The organism is Flavobacterium mekongense (genome assembly GCF_047038255.1).
Taxonomy (GTDB): Bacteria; Bacteroidota; Bacteroidia; order Flavobacteriales; family Flavobacteriaceae; genus Flavobacterium; species Flavobacterium mekongense.
The window spans coordinates 609,935-625,889 of sequence record NZ_CP174374.1 but is presented as its reverse complement, the minus strand read 5'-3'; the positions used below and the strand labels follow the sequence as shown (position 1 = coordinate 625,889).

The window sequence follows — 15,955 nt, the reverse complement described above, 5'->3', positions numbered from 1 at the left end:
GTCTTATTTGAGTTGTTTTTCCAAATTAGAGATGATTGCAACTGCCTTTTCATAATCTTGCTGAATGGCCGTGTCTGAAGATGGCGCGTATCGTGCAAATTCGCAGTTTTCGGTCAAGGTTATAAATTCGGATATTGTTTCCGATTGTGCATTTCTCTCTGTTAGAATTTCTCTTATTTTCTCCTTACTCATGTCGGAAGTTTCGATGTTTAGTTTGGCCTTCAGGAAGTTGTGTAATGCTTTTTCCAAGGCGATGTAAAACGGTTCTTTTTGGCCCAAATACTTTTTGGCGTCGGATAAATATTTCTTGGCCAAAGCATTCGATTTTCTGATTTTATTCCCCACCACATCGTTGTCAATAGCTTGCTTTCTGCGTCGGCCAACAATGAGTAACGGAATAGCTAAAAAGGGCAAAGCCACTAAAGAATAAAACAAACCGGAACCTAAGAAATCTTCTTTTTCCATCGATTTCAAAGAGGTTTTAGGCTTGATAAAAGCAAATGATTTAGCCACTTCCACCTTGTTTTTAACAACTTCACTTGGGTTGGGCTTTTCACCGGAAGCCACACTCGGACCGTCTAAAACGGTAATGCTGATAGGTTGAGAGGTAATGGTTTTGTAACGTCCGGAAATCAAATCGAAATAGCTGAAACTAAGCGATTTGATTTGGTAACTGCCTTTGTACTGTGGAATGATGGTGTATTTATCTGTAATTCTTCCGGTCATACCGGTTAAGGGAGTGGATACATTTTCCTCGTGTACCGGATCGTACATTTCCAAAGCAGTCGGCACTATCGGTTTTGGTAAAGAGAACAGTTTTAAGTTCCCTTTTCCGATGACGCTCAAGGTTAAATCGAGAGATTCTCCGTTTTTTAAAGTGGTTTTTGAGGGTTTGACTTTGAAATCAAACTGACCGACAGCACCTGAAAAATCAGCCGGTTTGCCATTTTCAGGCAATGCTCTTACATTAATGATTTTACTACCGGCCGAAACGCGCTTGCTGTCTTCCACCATAATGGGTTGGCCCCAATAATTGCGACGATTGCTGGGCACTTGACAGTCTACGTCGAGCGATAGTGGTTCGATTTCGAGTTTACCTGATTTTTGCGGATATAAAACAACTTTTTTAAGTATGACGCATTGATATCTTTCGCCTTTGAACACGCCTTCTTCTGCTTTGAGCTGTTTAATGTCGATGTTTTGACTCCAAAAATCATTGTATTTGGGTTTGTTTAGTTCCCGCCAATTGGAAACACCAATATTATAGCCAACATATAATTTATACACAACAGTAATAGGCTCATTGAGGTACGGATTCGACTTCGAAATATCAGCAACCAAGTGTAAATTATCGTCTACACTCACGACAGGAGCTTCGTTTGGATCTCTTGGAAGTTGAACTGCGTTAGTAACATTGATTTTAACCGGAGAGGTTTTGTAAATCTGTCCGTTGATTTCGATAGCCGCTTGTTTGATGGTTAATTGTCCTTTTTGAGTAGGCAATAGAATATAGATATACGACTTGTGAAAAGAACTTTTACCGTTAATCCAGGATTGGCTAACCGATTGACTTGGTCCGCCAACCACACGAAAACCACAAGCTTCGAAGGGCGGAGGTACAAAATTATCACCATCGGCATTCATATTGAACTCAATACGCAAACGTTCGTTGATACCTAACGTATTTTTGCTCACTTTGGCCTCAAATTGTACTTGGGCAGTGAGCGATTGTGCAATCAAAAACAGTAATAGCAATATCCTTTTCATCTTCAATAGTTTTACCAGTCTTTTTCGGCCTTTTTAGGGTTGGTTCTTACTTTTTGTTGGTTGACTTTATCCTGAACTTTTTTCTCTTCATTGTTCACGGCATCCAGTAAGTTTTGCAAACGTTGTTTGGAAACGCCTCCGGGTTGCGGTTGTGGTTTGTTGCCGTTTTGGTTTTTATCGTCTTTCTGATTTTTATTTTGATCTTTTTGATTCTTGTTTTTGTCCTTGTCTTGGTCTTTATTATCCTGCTGGTCTTTGTTCTTTTTCTGGTCTTCTTTTTGGTTCTTTTTGTCCTTGCTTTTGTCGTCATTTTTCTTCGGCGGATTGTCTTTTAGGAACTTTTTCGCCAAAGCGTAGTTGTAACGCGTTTCGTCATCGGCCGGATTGTTGCGCAAGGCGTTTTTATAAGCTTCAACCGCACCGGAATAATCTTTGGCTTTCATCAAAATGTTACCGAGGTTGTGGTAAATGCGGTGTTTGTCGGTTTTATTTTTGGCATTGCTCAAGGCTTTTACATAATGGTATTTGGCCTCGTTAGCCTGATTTTGACGGTAAATGGCATTCCCTAAATTGTACGAAGCAATAGCCTTTTTTTGGTTTTTAGATTCCGAGATGCGGTATTCCGCTTCCGCTTCGGCATACTTTTTTTCGACAAAAGCTTCGTTGCCTTGAGGCAAATTTTTATCTGCTTCTTTTTCTTGGGCATTTATGCCAAAAGAAGTCACGAGTAAACCGTAAAGCAATATCTTTTTCATTAATTTTTCTCGTTAAACAGATTCATTTTTTCTACCCATTTGGTTTTTTTCTCTAACAAGAAAATGTCCAAGAATAACAGGAAAAATGCAAACCCTAAAAACCATTGGAATTGCGATTTGAAGTCGGCCATTTGCGTGCTTTCAAATTCGGTTCTTTGGATATTATCTAAGGCATTTTTCACATAATCCAACACGCCTTTGGTCGAATTGCCGTCTACATAACCGCCGCCCGAGGCTTTAGCAATTTCTTTTAGTATTTCAGTATTTCTTTTGGTGATTACTACTTCATCATTTTGGTCGCGTTGAAACGATTCAACCACGCCGTTTCGTTTGAGCGGAATCGGTCCGCCTTTTTCACTTCCTACGCCGATGGTGATGATTTTCATGCCAATCTTTTTGGCTTCTGCTGCCGCATCGCCCGAACCATCCGCATGGTCTTCTCCGTCGCTGATAATGATGAGTAGCTTATTCGTTTTTTCTTTCTTATCCACAAATGTGGTGGCTAAATTAATTGCTTGGTCTATGGAAGTTCCCTGAGCGGAAATAATACCGGGATTCATGCTTTGCAAAAACATTTTCGCCACACTGTAATCTGTTGTAATAGGCAATACCGGAAAAGCACTGCCTGAGTAGGCTACAATTCCAATTCGGTCGCTGCCCAAGTTATTGATGATTTGAGAGACCAATTGTTTGCTTTTTTCCAATCGGCTTGGCGCTACATCTTCAGCCAACATGCTTTTAGAAACGTCTATCGCAAAAACAATGTCAATGCCTTCGCGTTTTACGGTTTCAATTTTGGTGCCCATTTTCGGGTTGACCAAACCTATAATTAAACAAGCTAAGGCCAAAAGGACAATGGTTAATTTTAAAATTGGTTTGAAAACCGACTTTTCCGGACTTAATTTTTTGATCAATTCCGCATCGCCAAACTCCCGTTGCTTTTTTCGTTTCCAGTATTGTACATACAAGAAAAGCAGTGTTAGTACCGGAATAACCGCTAACCAATAAAAATATCCTTTTTCTTCTAACTCGTACATATTCAATTATGAATTATGAATTAAATTTCCAGTCATGACAGTCATTCTTCTTTCGTAATTTTTAATTCGTAATTATATAAAACTCCTGTAAATCGTGTTGCGCAACGCCAACTCCAGCAAAAGCAACAACCCGGCAATCCATACAAACGGACGGTATTTTTCATCGTAATCGTAGAATTTCAATTCTTGGATTTCGGTGGTTTCCAGTTTATTGATTTCGGCATAAATGGCTTCCAGTTTACTGTTGTTGTTAGCTCTGAAATATTTTCCGCCGGTGTTTTTAGCAATAGTTTGCAACAAGCTTACGTCGATTTCTACGGGCATCATTCGAAACAAAAAGCCGCCACCCGGAGCGTAAGCATAAGGAAACATCGCATCGCCGTTGGTTCCGATACCGATGGTGTACACTTTTATGCCGAATTCTTTAGCAATTTGCGATGCTGTTTCGGGTTCGATAAAACCTGCATTGTTCACGCCGTCGGTCAATAATATAATCACTTTGCTTTTTGCTTTGCTGTCTTTTAAGCGATTGACAGCCGTAGTCAATCCCATACCGATTCCGGTTCCGTCTTGCAGTACATTGTCGTATTTAATGCTTCGAATGGCGTCCTGAACTATTCCTTTATCGCTGGTTACCGGCGTTTTAGTGTAGGCTTCAGCAGCGTAAACTACAATTCCAATGCGGTCATTGGGTCTGCCTTCCACGAAATTAGAAGCTACTTTTTTGAGGGCTTCCATACGATTCGGTTTCAAATCTTTGGCCAACATACTACCGGAAACGTCGATGGCCATCACAATATCAACCCCTTTGGTAGATTTGGTTTGGCTGCTGATATCTACTTTTCTCGGACGCGCCATGGCAATGATTAACGAACTCAAAGCCAACAAGCGCAACACGAACAGATACGGTTTTAATTTGGCAGCGATGGATTTTTCCGCTTTAAACCCTTTCACAGAACTGATTTTCAGGGTAGCTGACGATTTTTTCCCGTTCCAAAAAAGCCAAGCTATGGCTACCGGAAGCAACAAAAACAACCAGAAAAATTCGGGATTTAAAAAGCTTACGTCTTTCATTATTCTGCTACTTTTAGTTCTACCGAATTCAACATACGTTCGCCTATTTTCTTAGCGTATTGATCGTCTTCGCGCTGTAAAATGGTAATTTGCTGTATGCCGTTACTTTGCGCGAAAATCAAAATTTCGTAATACATTTTGGTCGATTTGCCGCTTACTTTGTCTACCATACTCAAGGTTCCGTAGGCTTTGCGACCGGTAATGCCTTTTTGGGTGTCGAATTCTTCGGTTTTGACCAAAATATTGGTCGCACCTTGGGTTTCGAATATTTTGATACTGCCTTCTGCGGCTTGTTCTAAATCGATTTTGGTTTCTTCCTTAAACGTTGAGGTTGACACGCCAACATAAAAGTCGTCTATCATACTGCCGTACGTAAAGATTTGCATTTCTTTGATCAAGGCCATGGCGTCTTTCGGCAATATTTTAGAGGCATCTTGACGCATCAAAACCTTTGGTGTTTCTATTTTAATGCCCGGATTTCCGTATTGGCTGTACACCCATTCGCCTTCCAACAATTCTTTGGTTGGATGACCAATCAGGTTGTCTTTTACATAATCAAAGCCTTTGGTAGCAATGAAAAAACCTAGTGTTCCCAAAATCAAAAATGCTGCTGAGCCGACAATAATGGCTATTTTTTTGCGCTTTTCTCTTTTCAGTTTTTCTAAACGGGCTTTTTCCTTTTGTTGTTCGTTCCACAGTGCCAATTCGTCTTCGGTTTCCACTACTTCCGGAATCGATTTGTGAATGGTGACTATGGTATTGGAAATGCGTTTTTTGTCTTCTTCAATTTCGTAATCCATAGGCGTAACTTTGGCAAATTTTACCAAATCGGCTTGTTGGAGTACTTTTTCTAAGTTTTCTACAGTGTCGTTGGAAAGCTTTAGTTTCTTTTGTTTGGCAGCTTTGCGCAATCCTTCAATCAATTCCGAAGTAGTGCTTTCCATGGCCGGAATCTTGATTTCTTCCTCGATGTAATTGCGGACAATATCCGTTAATTCCGAGTAATAATCCTTAACAGCGCCTTTTTGCCAAAGTCCTTTGCTTTCCAGTTGTTGGAGTAAAGTAGTGGCTTTTTCGATAGGCGTTTTGTAAACGACAACTTCAGCTTTGGCTTCCGGTTTACGGTTTTTCAGGAAATAGAAAATGAAAAAACCTAATCCGACAAGTCCAAGGATAACCAACACATAAATCCACCAATTGCCCATCGGACTTTTCACCGTGGCAATGCCTTTGATGTCGAACATTTTTTGCTTCAAAGTATCTACTTTGACATCGCTGATTTCAATGACAAGACTATCAGAATACACCGTTTTACCGTTGATGATAATCGGAATTCTCGGAATGGTGTATTTTCCGGAATCGAATTGCGTTAGCCCGTATTTTTTAATCAACTTATAGCGGTCGCCTTTTTTTACGGTATCGACTTTGTATGATTCCAATACTTCCAAAGCCCCGAAAAATTTGCTTTCCGGAAATTTTACTTTGGATAAAGTATCGACATTGGTTTTTAGGGAAAGTTTGAACTCGGCCCCGATTTTGTTCTTGACGGTGTCGATAGAAGTTGTCACTTTGGGTTGAGACCAAACCGCAATCGATAATAAGCTTAAAAATAATGCTAACTTCCTTTTCATTTCTTCTTATCTCGATTTAAAATACCCCAATAGTTTAGTTACATAACTCTCGTCTACACGAGTATTTACGGTTCCTGAACCGCATTTGGAAAAAATATCTTTGAAATAATTTACTTTTTCTTGGTATTGTTTCTCGTAACTCAAACGGGCTTTTTTTGAGCCGGTGTTCACCACTAAAATTTCCCCGGTTTCCGCATCTTCCATTTCCACCATACCAATGTTTGGCATTTTTTCTTCTCGGATGTCGTATACGCGAACACCGGTGATATCGTGTTTTTTACCGGCTATTTTCAAGGTTTTTTCGTAATCGTCTTCCACCATAAAATCGGAGATGACAAATACAATGGCCTTTTTCTTTTGTGTGCTTGATAAAAATTTCAAGGCTTGTGATAAATCGGTTTTTTTGCTTTTCGGTTCAAACTCGATGAGTTCCCGAATGATGCGCAACACATGCGATTTTCCTTTTTTGGGTGGAATGTACAATTCGATTTGGTCTGAAAATAAAATCAGCCCGATTTTATCGTTGTTTTGTGTCGCCGAGAAAGCCATCGTAGCGGCAATTTCGGTTACAATTTCACTTTTCAGTTGGTTTTTAGTTCCGAAACTTTCCGAACCCGAGATGTCTACCATCAGCATCATCGTTAGCTCGCGTTCTTCTTCAAAAACTTTCACATACGGTTCGTTGTAACGCGCGGTTACGTTCCAATCGATGGCGCGAATATCATCGCCAAATTGGTACTGACGCACTTCCGAAAACGTCATTCCACGGCCTTTGAAAGACGTGTGGTATTCGCCCGAAAAGATGTGATCGCTCAATCTTCGGGTTTTGATTTCGATTTTACGAACTTTTTTGAGAAGGTCTTTGGTTTCCATAATTGGGTTTCGGGTTTCGGGTTTCGGGTTTCGAGTTTAAGCGATTAACTTTGAACTCGGAACTTTACAACTCGGAACAATTAAGGCACTTCAATTTCGTTTACAATTTTGTTGATGATGTCAACAGAGGTAATGTTTTCAGCTTCGGCTTCGTAAGTCACCCCGATTCGATGACGCAATACATCGTGTACTACGGCGCGAACGTCTTCCGGAATTACGTAACCACGGCGTTTGATGAACGCATAACATTTGGCGGCAGTGGCTAAGTTGATACTTCCACGCGGTGAAGCTCCGAAACCAATAAGTGGTTTCAAGCTGTCTAATTTATATTTCTCAGGGAAACGAGTCGCAAAAATGATGTCTAAGATGTATTTTTCGATTTTTTCATCCATGTAAACCTCTCTTACGGCTTCTTGTGCACGTAAAATTTGCTCGGTAGTAACCACTTTGTTCACTTTTTCATAAGCGCCTTGTAAATTTTGACGAATCACCATACGTTCCTCGTCAATCTTAGGGTAATCGATTACTGTTTTTAGCATGAAACGATCGACTTGTGCTTCCGGCAACGGATACGTTCCTTCTTGTTCGATAGGGTTTTGAGTGGCCAAAACCAAGAAAGGCTTGTCTAATTTGAAAGTGGTGTCGCCAATGGTAACTTGTTTTTCCTGCATGGCTTCCAATAGTGCCGATTGCACTTTGGCCGGCGCACGGTTGATCTCATCCGCGAGAACGAAATTGGCAAAAATGGGTCCTTTTTTGATAGAAAAGTCGTTGGCTTTTACGTTGTAAATCATGGTTCCGATAACGTCTGCCGGCAATAAATCCGGGGTAAACTGAATGCGGCTGAAACTACCGTCAACAGCTTGGGAGAGCGTATTGATGGCCAAGGTTTTGGCCAAGCCGGGAACTCCTTCCAGCAATATATGCCCTTGTCCTAAAAGACCAATCAGCAATCGTTCTACCATGTGCTTTTGTCCAACGATGACTTTATTCATTTCCATCGTCAACAGTTCTATAAAAGCGCTTTCATATTCAATTTTTGCATTAATTGCTCTGATGTCTAAAGCAGTACCGTTTTCTTCCATAGTGTTGGGTTTATTCAGATGTATTTCGGTTTAAATTTTAACATTTCAAAAGTGAAAATTAATTAGGTTACGCGATGTTAATAATGCGTTAAAACTTTAGAAATCATCCCGAATTTAAGGATGATTTATGATTTTCTTTTTATAATTTTAAGACCTGAACCTGTTTTGTTTTTTTTGGCGGCAAAATACTAAAATTTTCCACAGCCCAAAAAGATAAAACCAAACATAAAATCGTAAAAAAAAGACTCATGAAAACACAACTTTCACCCATCATAGCCGGAACCATGAATTGGGGAATTTGGGATAAGAAGCTTAATACGGCTCAAATGGATCACTTGATACACATTTGTGCTGAAAACAAGATTACCACTTTTGATCATGCCGATATATATGGTGATTACACTACCGAAACCGATTTTGGAAAAGCTTTAAATAACAGTAAAATTGCTCGAAACACCATACAGTTAATTTCCAAATGTGGTATTCAACATACTCGAGGCAGAGACAATAAAATCAAACATTATGATTATTCTAAGGATTATATCATTTGGTCGGTTGAAAACTCGTTAAAAAACTTGCAAACGGATTATTTGGATGTGTTGTTGTTGCATCGCCCGAGTCCGTTAATGGTTGCTGATGAAATTGCAGAAGCTGTTGACCAATTAAAAAAGGAAGGTAAAATTCTCGATTTTGGGTTGTCTAACTTTACAGCTTCGCAAACCGAATTGATTCGCCAAAAAACAGCAGTCAATTACAACCAAATTCAATTCTCCGCTACACATCATGAAGCCATGCTGGACGGCAGTCTCGATTATATGCAACTGCACCAAATCCGTCCGATGAGTTGGAATCCGTTGGGAACGGTTTTTAGAGAAGACATTGAGCAAACCCGTCGATTGAAGAAATTATTGGCGCAATTGGTTGAAAAATACGGATTGGGCTCTGACACCATTTTATTGGCTTGGATTTTGAAACATCCCGCTAAAGTTATTCCGGTGGCCGGAACGGTTAATATCGCCCGTATTCAAGCCTTGATGAAAGCGACTGAACTCAAATTAGATCAAGAAGATTGGTTTGCCATTTGGACCGAAAGTATGGGGAATAAAGTGCCTTAATGATTGCAGAGTGTAGATTAACGATTGAAGGTTTTTGAATTGAATCTGAAATTAAAAATCGTTATTCTTAAATCAAAAATCAAATGATCAACAAACGTCTTTTAATTAAAAACCTACTCGCTCACAACGATGAGAGTAGTTTTTATGATAAAAAGCGTCAGTTGAATTTGCACACCAAAGAAGGCAAGGCCAAGTTTTTAAAGCACATTTGCGCCCTGTCTAATTCCAATCCTTCTAACAATTCCTATATTGTTGTGGGTGTTGAAGACCAAGACAACACTATTGTAGGTGATGATTTTTTTGACGATAGTCGGATTCAGAATTTGGTGAATGCTTATCTTGAAAATCCGCCCAAGATTCAGTATGAAAATGTCCCTTTCCCACATTTGCCCAAAGATAAAGTGGTGGGTTTGGTCACGATTAAGCCCAAGCACAAAACCTCCTTTTTCAAAAAGAACATTTACACCATTTTAGCTAATACGGCGTTTGTTAGAGTCGGCAGCAATTCCATGCCTACGGAGGACAAGATTCCGTATTCGAAACAAAATATCGAAACCGTAATTCGGATTGAAAACAGTTCGAGAAACAGCATTGCGCACACATTAGACGGCGTAATGGATTTTATACATGTTCGCCACGACGAATTACAGTCGCAATACAAAGTTTTTAAAGAGTTGTTTGTAATTTGTTGGGCCGGAATTCCTAAAAAAATTCGTGGAACCACATATCTTTCAAGGGTTGATATAGAGCTGATTAACGAACAAATTAAGCTATTCTATTCGGCTTTGGATGTGGTTTCCATCCAATATGATGAAAGTAGTTTTACCATCGTTGAGCATGTGCCGTTAGGGCTCAATGACAAAACCAGTTTTTATCCTTTGGAACAATTAACCATTCATTTTTTTGACAATGGTTATTACAAAATGGAAACCAAAATGCTATTTGAACCACCGGCCTACAACAAAAAAATGTTACATCATATTTATAACGCTAATTTGAGCTTAATTAATAAATTGCAAAAAAATATTCCGCTTTCGGAACGAGAAGTAAAAGACTTGGAAAACCTGCCGTCGACCTTGATGATTTGTTATTTGAATGGTTTTACAGAGGGCAAGCAAAAATTAATTGATGCCAAACCTTATTTAAAGGTTCAAAAATCGCCAACCGTTTATTTGAGTTTTAAAGAAGCCATGCGTATTTTGAGAAAAATGAAATACAACAATATGAATGAGTAGAAGTTTAGTAATTGGAGATATTCACGGCGGATTGAGAGCGCTGCATCAAGTATTGGAAAGGGCTAAGGTAACCACCGCTGACACGCTTATTTTTTTAGGAGATTATGTTGATGGTTGGAGCGAGTCGCCTCAAGTGTTGGATTATTTAATGCAGTTGAGCCAAAAACAAAACTGTATTTTTATTAAAGGCAATCACGACGAATTGGTGTTGGATTGGTTGGAAGGAAATACTGAAAATTTCGACGAGAGCATGTGGTTCAAACACGGTGGAGAAGCTACGGTTTTAGCCTATGAAAAGATAGCAGAAGCCGACAAACAAAAACACATTGCGTTCTTAAAAACACTTCAAAACTACTACCTCGATGAGCAAAACCGATTGTTTATTCACGCCGGATTTACCAATATGAACGGCATTGCCTACGAATATTTCCCGAAATTGTTTTATTGGGACAGAACGCTATGGGAAACCGCATTGGCTTTAGACAACACCCTTTCAAAAGACAGCTTATTGTATCCTAAACGACTGACACTTTACCAAGAAATTTATATCGGACACACACCGGTTACTCGCATAGGTCAAACGATACCGGTTCAAAAAGCCTGTATTTGGAATATAGATACCGGAGCCGCTTTCAAAGGACCGCTTACCCTTTTGGATATTGAAACGAAAGAGTTTTGGCAAAGTGAACCGTTAAACGAATTGTATTTCAGTGAAAAAGGGCGGAATTGATTTCCTCATAATTCTGCAACACCCTTCTTACTAAACGGTTATATTTGCACTTTAAATACTCAAAAATGAAAAAGCTGATTTTGTTGATGATGCTATTACCCCTAAGTTGGGTCAATGCACAAGCCTACAAAGGCAAAGGAGATATTAAAGGACAAGTGGGATGGAACATACAAGACCACGGTAACGGAATTCAAGTCTCGGCTGATTTTGGAATTGGAGAAAACATGTCGTACGGATTTGTAGCTTCCTATTTGTTATCCGTTGAAAAACCGGGTGGTATCAAGCCTGACTTTGCCGATAGAGCAGATGTAAAAGCGCGATTTAATGCCAATTTAGGCAATGTTTTTGGTTTTGAAAAGCAAATGGATATTTATCCCGGTTTGCATTTAGGCACCCGAAATTTCGGAGCCCATTTAGGTTTTAGATACTTTTTTACCGACGGTTTCGGGGTTTTTGCAGAAGGCAGTGCTCCGTTAGCCCGATATGATTCAAACGTCGAAGGGTTTGAAAAATACAACAACCAGTTTGTTTTTGTCCTCGGCGCTTCCTTTAATTTATAATCCATACAAAATGAGTGTAGTAACTGAAAAAAGATTAAAAGACCGCAGCGGTTCAACCTGCGAAATTAGCGGTACCAATGAAAATTTAGTGGTGTATTTGGTAGAACCCAAAACGGAAGCCACACCCGAAAACTGTATTTTAATAGCCCAACCGTTATTAGATCAGATTAAAAATCCTGAAACCATGAACCCGAATGATTGGCGTGGGTTAAGCGATAGTATGTGGAACGAAAACTTACCGGTGCAAGTTGTTTCTTGGCGCATGCTGGCTCGATTAAAAAACCACGATTTGTTGGACATGATGTATTTGGATGAAGACGCTTTAGAGTGGGCCAAAGCCACAGGAGAAGGCGAAGATGAAGAAGGCAAAATCATTCACAAAGATTCTAACGGCAATATTTTACAAGATGGCGATTCGGTGGTTTTGATTAAAGACTTGGATGTGAAAGGCGCCAATTTTACGGCCAAACGCGGTGCGGCGGTTCACAACATTAAATTGGTTTGGGACAATGCCGAGCAAATAGAAGGCCGCGTAGAAGGCCAACATATCGTGATTTTGACACAATATGTTAAGAAGACGAAATAGTCTGTTTTTTATAGAATTAAAAAGAGTCCCGAACACGGGACTCTTTTTTTATCTGCTCAAAGCACTACAGGCTTTGATGATCAAGAAAAGAATGAAAAGGATCAATTTCCAATTGATTTCATCTTGATTTCTTCTTTGAAATGCATGCACTTCACCATTAGGATGTTCTTGAGCAGGGTATTCGCCATACTCATCGTAACATAGTGTCAAATTTTCTTTTTTAGCCCATTCTACTAAAATGGTCTCAGCTTCCAAAGAAATACACTCATTATATTTGGCTTTTGCCTGAACAATAGATTTTGACTCAACATCAATTTCTATGGTTGCCAACGTTGAAGAGTCTTTTGCTACTTTCTTTCGCAAAGAGAAGATAGCAGACGAACCCATCATACACTCATACTCGTATTCGGCAACGCAGTGACTCATTTCATAACCCTCATCATATAACGCTTCCGAATTAGTCAATTCCATAATTTTATATTCAACCGATTTTTGTTCGAAAACGACGGTTTTTGTTAAACCGGTAATTCCGCAAGAAGACCAATCTGCTCTGTTCAAAGCGGCTAATTTTTTGTGGTATTCCACATGCCATTCAATAGATTGTTTTAACAAAGTTTCCCAAGTTCTACCTTTTATAGAGTAACTTTTGTTTGCTTCAAACTGATTACCGATGTAAAACAAGACCTCTTGTACTTGATGATAAGGTAAAGTATTATATTGTGACAAAAACTTGATTACTTTTGCCCAAAATTCCTCGTTTTCGAAATGCTCACTCAAAGTGCTCCACGCCAAAGTTTCAGCCATGTCACAACTAGCACCGTATCCTTTAGCTTGTGCCCATCTGATAGCTTTTTCAACGTTGTAATTGGCTGGTGCTTTTTTAAATTCGTGTGCCATCTTTTTGGTCAACTTTATCGGAAAACTACTTAGTTTCAAAACACTTTCACCCCTACCTAATTGTATATACCAGTAGCAGTGTTTCTTATTCTCGTAATAAAAAACACTTTCCATAAATTCGGGTACATCATACAAGGCAAAGCAGTGTTTTATCAAAGCACTCATTTGGGTTTCAACTTCCAGAGTCTCCTTTTCCCAAGCCTTTATTTCGCGTACTAATTTGTTGCCGAAAGACGCCATATTAGCTAAAGCGTTGATGCAAACTGTATTTCTCAACAAAGCATAACAACCTTGAGCCTCTAAATGCAACAACAAATCGCGGAAGGCTTCCCTTTTCCATGTATATTGTGCCTGACTCATTGACGCAAAAGCGGTTCCTATCACAGAGGCGATTGTCCCTTGATTGCCTATGGTTTTTACGTTTTCTGCAAACAATCGCTCCACCAATTGCGTAAACGCAGATTTAGGTTTCCCGGCGATTTTGCTACTTAATGTTGTTACTTTTGTTGCCATCTTTTTTACTTTTCACATTGCATTTGCTTAGATTTTAGGTATAAAAAAACCCGATTCTGTTTTCAGAACCGGGCACGATATAAATCATGGTTGCTACTTTAAGGCAGCATTCCCGTTTCTGAGTAATTATTGGTTATAAGCATCATGATTGATGTTTTTCTTTTATTAAAAATGATCTGTTCCATTTGGGTATAAAAAAACCCGAAACATAGTTTCGGGTTAGTATAACAAGATTTTTATTTCTGATTATTTATTGTCAAACCCAAAACCGCACGAAAGGAAATCTCTTCCTTCGTTTATTTGTCCGCATGTTGGTTTAATAAATAACATTTTGATTTTGTTTTTTAATTCGGCGCAAAAATAACGGTTTAAATTGATTGTCAAAATTTTAAAACTAATTTAGAATTAAACTAAAAAAGCCCGCTTTGTTTCAGCGGGCTTTTCTTTATGAATAGGAACGAAACTACAAATCAAATTTAATCCCTTGTGCCAATGGCAAGCTTGTTGTATAGTTAATGGTATTGGTTTGTCTTCTCATGTACACTTTCCAAGCGTCTGAACCTGATTCACGACCGCCACCGGTTTCTTTCTCGCCACCAAAAGCACCACCGATTTCAGCGCCGGAAGTTCCGATGTTTACATTGGCAATACCACAATCCGAACCGGCATGTGATAAGAAAGCTTCAGCTTCACGCAAGTTGTTGGTCATAATAGCCGAAGATAAACCTTGAGCTACTCCGTTTTGAATGGCAATGGCGTCATGTACATCACCTGAGTATTTTAGTAAGTACAATACTGGTGCAAACGTTTCGTGTTGAACAATAGCGAAGTGATTTTCGGCTTCGGCTATGGCCGGTTTTACATAACAACCGCTTTCGTAGCCTTCGCCGGTTAGTACACCGCCTTCAACCAAAATTTTGCCACCTTCGGCCACAACTTGCTCTAAGGCTTTTTGATACATTTCAACAGCGTGTTTGTCAATTAGCGGACCTACGTGGTTGTTTTGGTCTAACGGATTTCCAATTCTCAATTGTCCGTAAGCGCCAACAATCGCATCTCTTACTTTGTCGTAAATGCTTTCGTGAATGATTAATCTTCGGGTAGAAGTACAACGTTGACCGGCTGTTCCTACGGCTCCGAAAACGGCTCCGATAACCGTCATTTTGATGTCGGCATCCGGTGTTACGATGATAGCGTTGTTACCGCCTAATTCCAATAAAGAGTTACCTAAACGAGCGGCACAAGCTTGGGCTACAATTTTACCCATACGAGTTGAACCGGTAGCCGAAACCAAAGGCACGCGTTTGTCGTGTGTCATCATTTCGCCTACTTTATAATCGCCGTTGATTAAGCAAGAAATACCTTCCGGTAAATTGTTTTCTTTCAATACTTCGGCGATGATGTTTTGACAAGCGATTCCGCACAAAGGCGTTTTTTCAGACGGTTTCCAAACACAAACGTCGCCACAAATCCAAGCCAAAGCCGTATTCCATGACCAAACCGCTACCGGGAAGTTGAAGGCCGAAATGATGCCGACAATACCCAGCGGATGGTATTGCTCATACATGCGGTGACCCGGGCGTTCCGAGTGCATGGTTAAGCCGTGTAATTGACGAGACAGACCTACAGCAAAGTCGCAAATGTCAATCATTTCCTGAACTTCTCCGTAGCCTTCTTGCAGTGATTTTCCCATTTCGTAAGAAACCAATTTGCCTAGCGGTTCTTTGTATTGTCGCAATTTTTCACCGAATTGACGCACGATTTCTCCGCGTTTCGGAGCCGGCATTAAGCGGAAGGTTTTGAAAGCTTCAGTAGCCGTTTGCATTACTTTTTCGTAATCTTCGGCAGTAGTGGTTTTTACTTTTCCGATGAGTTGTCCGTCTACCGGAGAATAACTTTCGATAACATCTCCTGACGAAAAATGGTTGTTTCCGGTTGAAGTTCCTTCGTTAACGGCTTTTACGCCTAATATTTCTAAGGCTTCGGTCATCCCGAATTGTTGAGCAATTGTTGCCATTGTATTTTTAGTTTGAATGTTTTAGTTTCAGCAAAAGTAATCGTTTATTTTGAATTTTAGCCCGGATGGTAACGGCATCC

At 39.7% G+C, this 15,955-nt stretch carries 14 protein-coding genes; 5 read left to right on the top strand and 9 right to left on the bottom strand.

Going from position 1 to position 15,955, the window contains the following annotated elements; all coding sequences use genetic code 11:
* Positions 1-3 precede the first annotated feature (3 nt).
* The 7 genes from ACJG85_RS02520 to ACJG85_RS02490 form a co-directional block, all read right to left on the bottom strand.
* Positions 4-1,767 carry a BatD family protein gene (locus ACJG85_RS02520; protein ID WP_412476838.1) on the bottom strand — a complete coding sequence of 588 codons (1,764 nt, stop codon included), beginning with the start codon at positions 1,765-1,767 and terminating at the stop codon, positions 4-6.
* Between the two features lie 11 nt (positions 1,768-1,778).
* Positions 1,779-2,522 carry a tetratricopeptide repeat protein gene (locus tag ACJG85_RS02515; RefSeq protein ID WP_412464758.1) on the bottom strand — a complete coding sequence of 248 codons (744 nt, stop codon included), beginning with the start codon at positions 2,520-2,522 and terminating at the stop codon, positions 1,779-1,781.
* Positions 2,522-3,559: a vWA domain-containing protein gene (locus ACJG85_RS02510; RefSeq protein ID WP_409674844.1), complete on the bottom strand. Its 1,038-nt coding sequence runs from the start codon at positions 3,557-3,559 to the stop codon at positions 2,522-2,524. The genes ACJG85_RS02515 and ACJG85_RS02510 overlap by 1 nt, the downstream gene beginning before the upstream one ends.
* 72 nt (positions 3,560-3,631) lie before the next feature.
* A complete protein-coding gene (locus ACJG85_RS02505; protein WP_409674841.1) occupies positions 3,632-4,633 on the bottom strand; it encodes a vWA domain-containing protein in 1,002 nt (333 codons plus the stop codon).
* Positions 4,633-6,264, bottom strand: coding sequence for a hypothetical protein (locus tag ACJG85_RS02500; RefSeq protein WP_412476837.1), 1,632 nt, complete (start codon positions 6,262-6,264; stop codon positions 4,633-4,635). Before ACJG85_RS02500 ends, ACJG85_RS02505 begins: the two co-directional genes overlap by 1 nt.
* Positions 6,265-6,270: 6 nt before the next feature.
* Complete coding sequence (locus ACJG85_RS02495) at positions 6,271-7,137, bottom strand: DUF58 domain-containing protein (protein ID WP_295333735.1); 867 nt, start codon at positions 7,135-7,137, stop codon at positions 6,271-6,273.
* A gap of 80 nt (positions 7,138-7,217) precedes the next feature.
* The gene (locus ACJG85_RS02490) at positions 7,218-8,222 is read right to left on the bottom strand and encodes an AAA family ATPase (RefSeq protein ID WP_409674831.1); all 1,005 of its coding nucleotides are present in this window, start codon (positions 8,220-8,222) and stop codon (positions 7,218-7,220) included.
* 248 nt (positions 8,223-8,470) lie between these two features.
* Between ACJG85_RS02490 and ACJG85_RS02485 the strand changes: the two genes are divergently transcribed.
* The 5 genes from ACJG85_RS02485 to ACJG85_RS02465 all read left to right on the top strand — a co-directional run bounded on the left by ACJG85_RS02485 (position 8,471) and on the right by ACJG85_RS02465 (position 12,448).
* Positions 8,471-9,337: an aldo/keto reductase gene (locus ACJG85_RS02485; RefSeq protein WP_409674828.1), complete on the top strand. Its 867-nt coding sequence runs from the start codon at positions 8,471-8,473 to the stop codon at positions 9,335-9,337.
* Positions 9,338-9,420: 83 nt separating this feature from the next.
* Positions 9,421-10,572, top strand: a complete 1,152-nt coding sequence (locus tag ACJG85_RS02480) for an ATP-binding protein (RefSeq protein WP_409674825.1) — start codon at positions 9,421-9,423, stop codon at positions 10,570-10,572.
* On the top strand, positions 10,565-11,302 hold the full coding sequence (locus ACJG85_RS02475; protein WP_412476836.1) for a metallophosphoesterase family protein: 738 nt from the start codon (positions 10,565-10,567) through the stop codon (positions 11,300-11,302). Before ACJG85_RS02480 ends, ACJG85_RS02475 begins: the two co-directional genes overlap by 8 nt.
* A gap of 65 nt (positions 11,303-11,367) precedes the next feature.
* Positions 11,368-11,862 (top strand): DUF6646 family protein, encoded by a 495-nt coding sequence (locus ACJG85_RS02470; RefSeq protein WP_409674819.1) that lies wholly within the window; start codon positions 11,368-11,370, stop codon positions 11,860-11,862.
* A 10-nt stretch (positions 11,863-11,872) separates the two neighbouring features.
* Entirely contained in the window at positions 11,873-12,448 is a 576-nt protein-coding gene (locus tag ACJG85_RS02465; RefSeq protein WP_409674816.1) for a PhnA domain-containing protein, read from the top strand.
* Positions 12,449-12,496: 48 nt separating this feature from the next.
* Here the strand turns inward: ACJG85_RS02465 and ACJG85_RS02460 are convergent, their stop codons facing one another.
* Together ACJG85_RS02460 and amaB are read right to left on the bottom strand one after the other, a co-directional pair.
* Complete coding sequence (locus tag ACJG85_RS02460) at positions 12,497-13,858, bottom strand: PcfJ domain-containing protein (protein ID WP_412464756.1); 1,362 nt, start codon at positions 13,856-13,858, stop codon at positions 12,497-12,499.
* Positions 13,859-14,321: 463 nt separating this feature from the next.
* The gene (gene amaB / locus ACJG85_RS02455; protein WP_412464755.1) at positions 14,322-15,875 is read right to left on the bottom strand and encodes an L-piperidine-6-carboxylate dehydrogenase; all 1,554 of its coding nucleotides are present in this window, start codon (positions 15,873-15,875) and stop codon (positions 14,322-14,324) included.
* Positions 15,876-15,955: the final 80 nt, after the last annotated feature.

What these genes read in the sequence shown, in the direction of transcription:
- ACJG85_RS02505 (WP_409674841.1), bottom strand. Translation starts at nt 4,633, where the DNA reads ATGAAAGACGTAAGCTTTTTAAATCCCGAATTTTTCTGGTTGTTTTTG.
- ACJG85_RS02520 (WP_412476838.1), bottom strand. Translation starts at nt 1,767, where the DNA reads ATGAAAAGGATATTGCTATTACTGTTTTTGATTGCACAATCGCTCACT.
- ACJG85_RS02510 (WP_409674844.1), bottom strand. Translation starts at nt 3,559, where the DNA reads ATGTACGAGTTAGAAGAAAAAGGATATTTTTATTGGTTAGCGGTTATT.
- ACJG85_RS02470 (WP_409674819.1), top strand. Translation starts at nt 11,368, where the DNA reads ATGAAAAAGCTGATTTTGTTGATGATGCTATTACCCCTAAGTTGGGTC.
- ACJG85_RS02475 (WP_412476836.1), top strand. Translation starts at nt 10,565, where the DNA reads ATGAGTAGAAGTTTAGTAATTGGAGATATTCACGGCGGATTGAGAGCG.
- ACJG85_RS02515 (WP_412464758.1), bottom strand. Translation starts at nt 2,522, where the DNA reads ATGAAAAAGATATTGCTTTACGGTTTACTCGTGACTTCTTTTGGCATA.
- ACJG85_RS02500 (WP_412476837.1), bottom strand. Translation starts at nt 6,264, where the DNA reads ATGAAAAGGAAGTTAGCATTATTTTTAAGCTTATTATCGATTGCGGTT.
- ACJG85_RS02490 (WP_409674831.1), bottom strand. Translation starts at nt 8,222, where the DNA reads ATGGAAGAAAACGGTACTGCTTTAGACATCAGAGCAATTAATGCAAAA.
- ACJG85_RS02480 (WP_409674825.1), top strand. Translation starts at nt 9,421, where the DNA reads ATGATCAACAAACGTCTTTTAATTAAAAACCTACTCGCTCACAACGAT.
- ACJG85_RS02465 (WP_409674816.1), top strand. Translation starts at nt 11,873, where the DNA reads ATGAGTGTAGTAACTGAAAAAAGATTAAAAGACCGCAGCGGTTCAACC.
- amaB (WP_412464755.1), bottom strand. Translation starts at nt 15,875, where the DNA reads ATGGCAACAATTGCTCAACAATTCGGGATGACCGAAGCCTTAGAAATA.
- ACJG85_RS02460 (WP_412464756.1), bottom strand. Translation starts at nt 13,858, where the DNA reads ATGGCAACAAAAGTAACAACATTAAGTAGCAAAATCGCCGGGAAACCT.
- ACJG85_RS02495 (WP_295333735.1), bottom strand. Translation starts at nt 7,137, where the DNA reads ATGGAAACCAAAGACCTTCTCAAAAAAGTTCGTAAAATCGAAATCAAA.
- ACJG85_RS02485 (WP_409674828.1), top strand. Translation starts at nt 8,471, where the DNA reads ATGAAAACACAACTTTCACCCATCATAGCCGGAACCATGAATTGGGGA.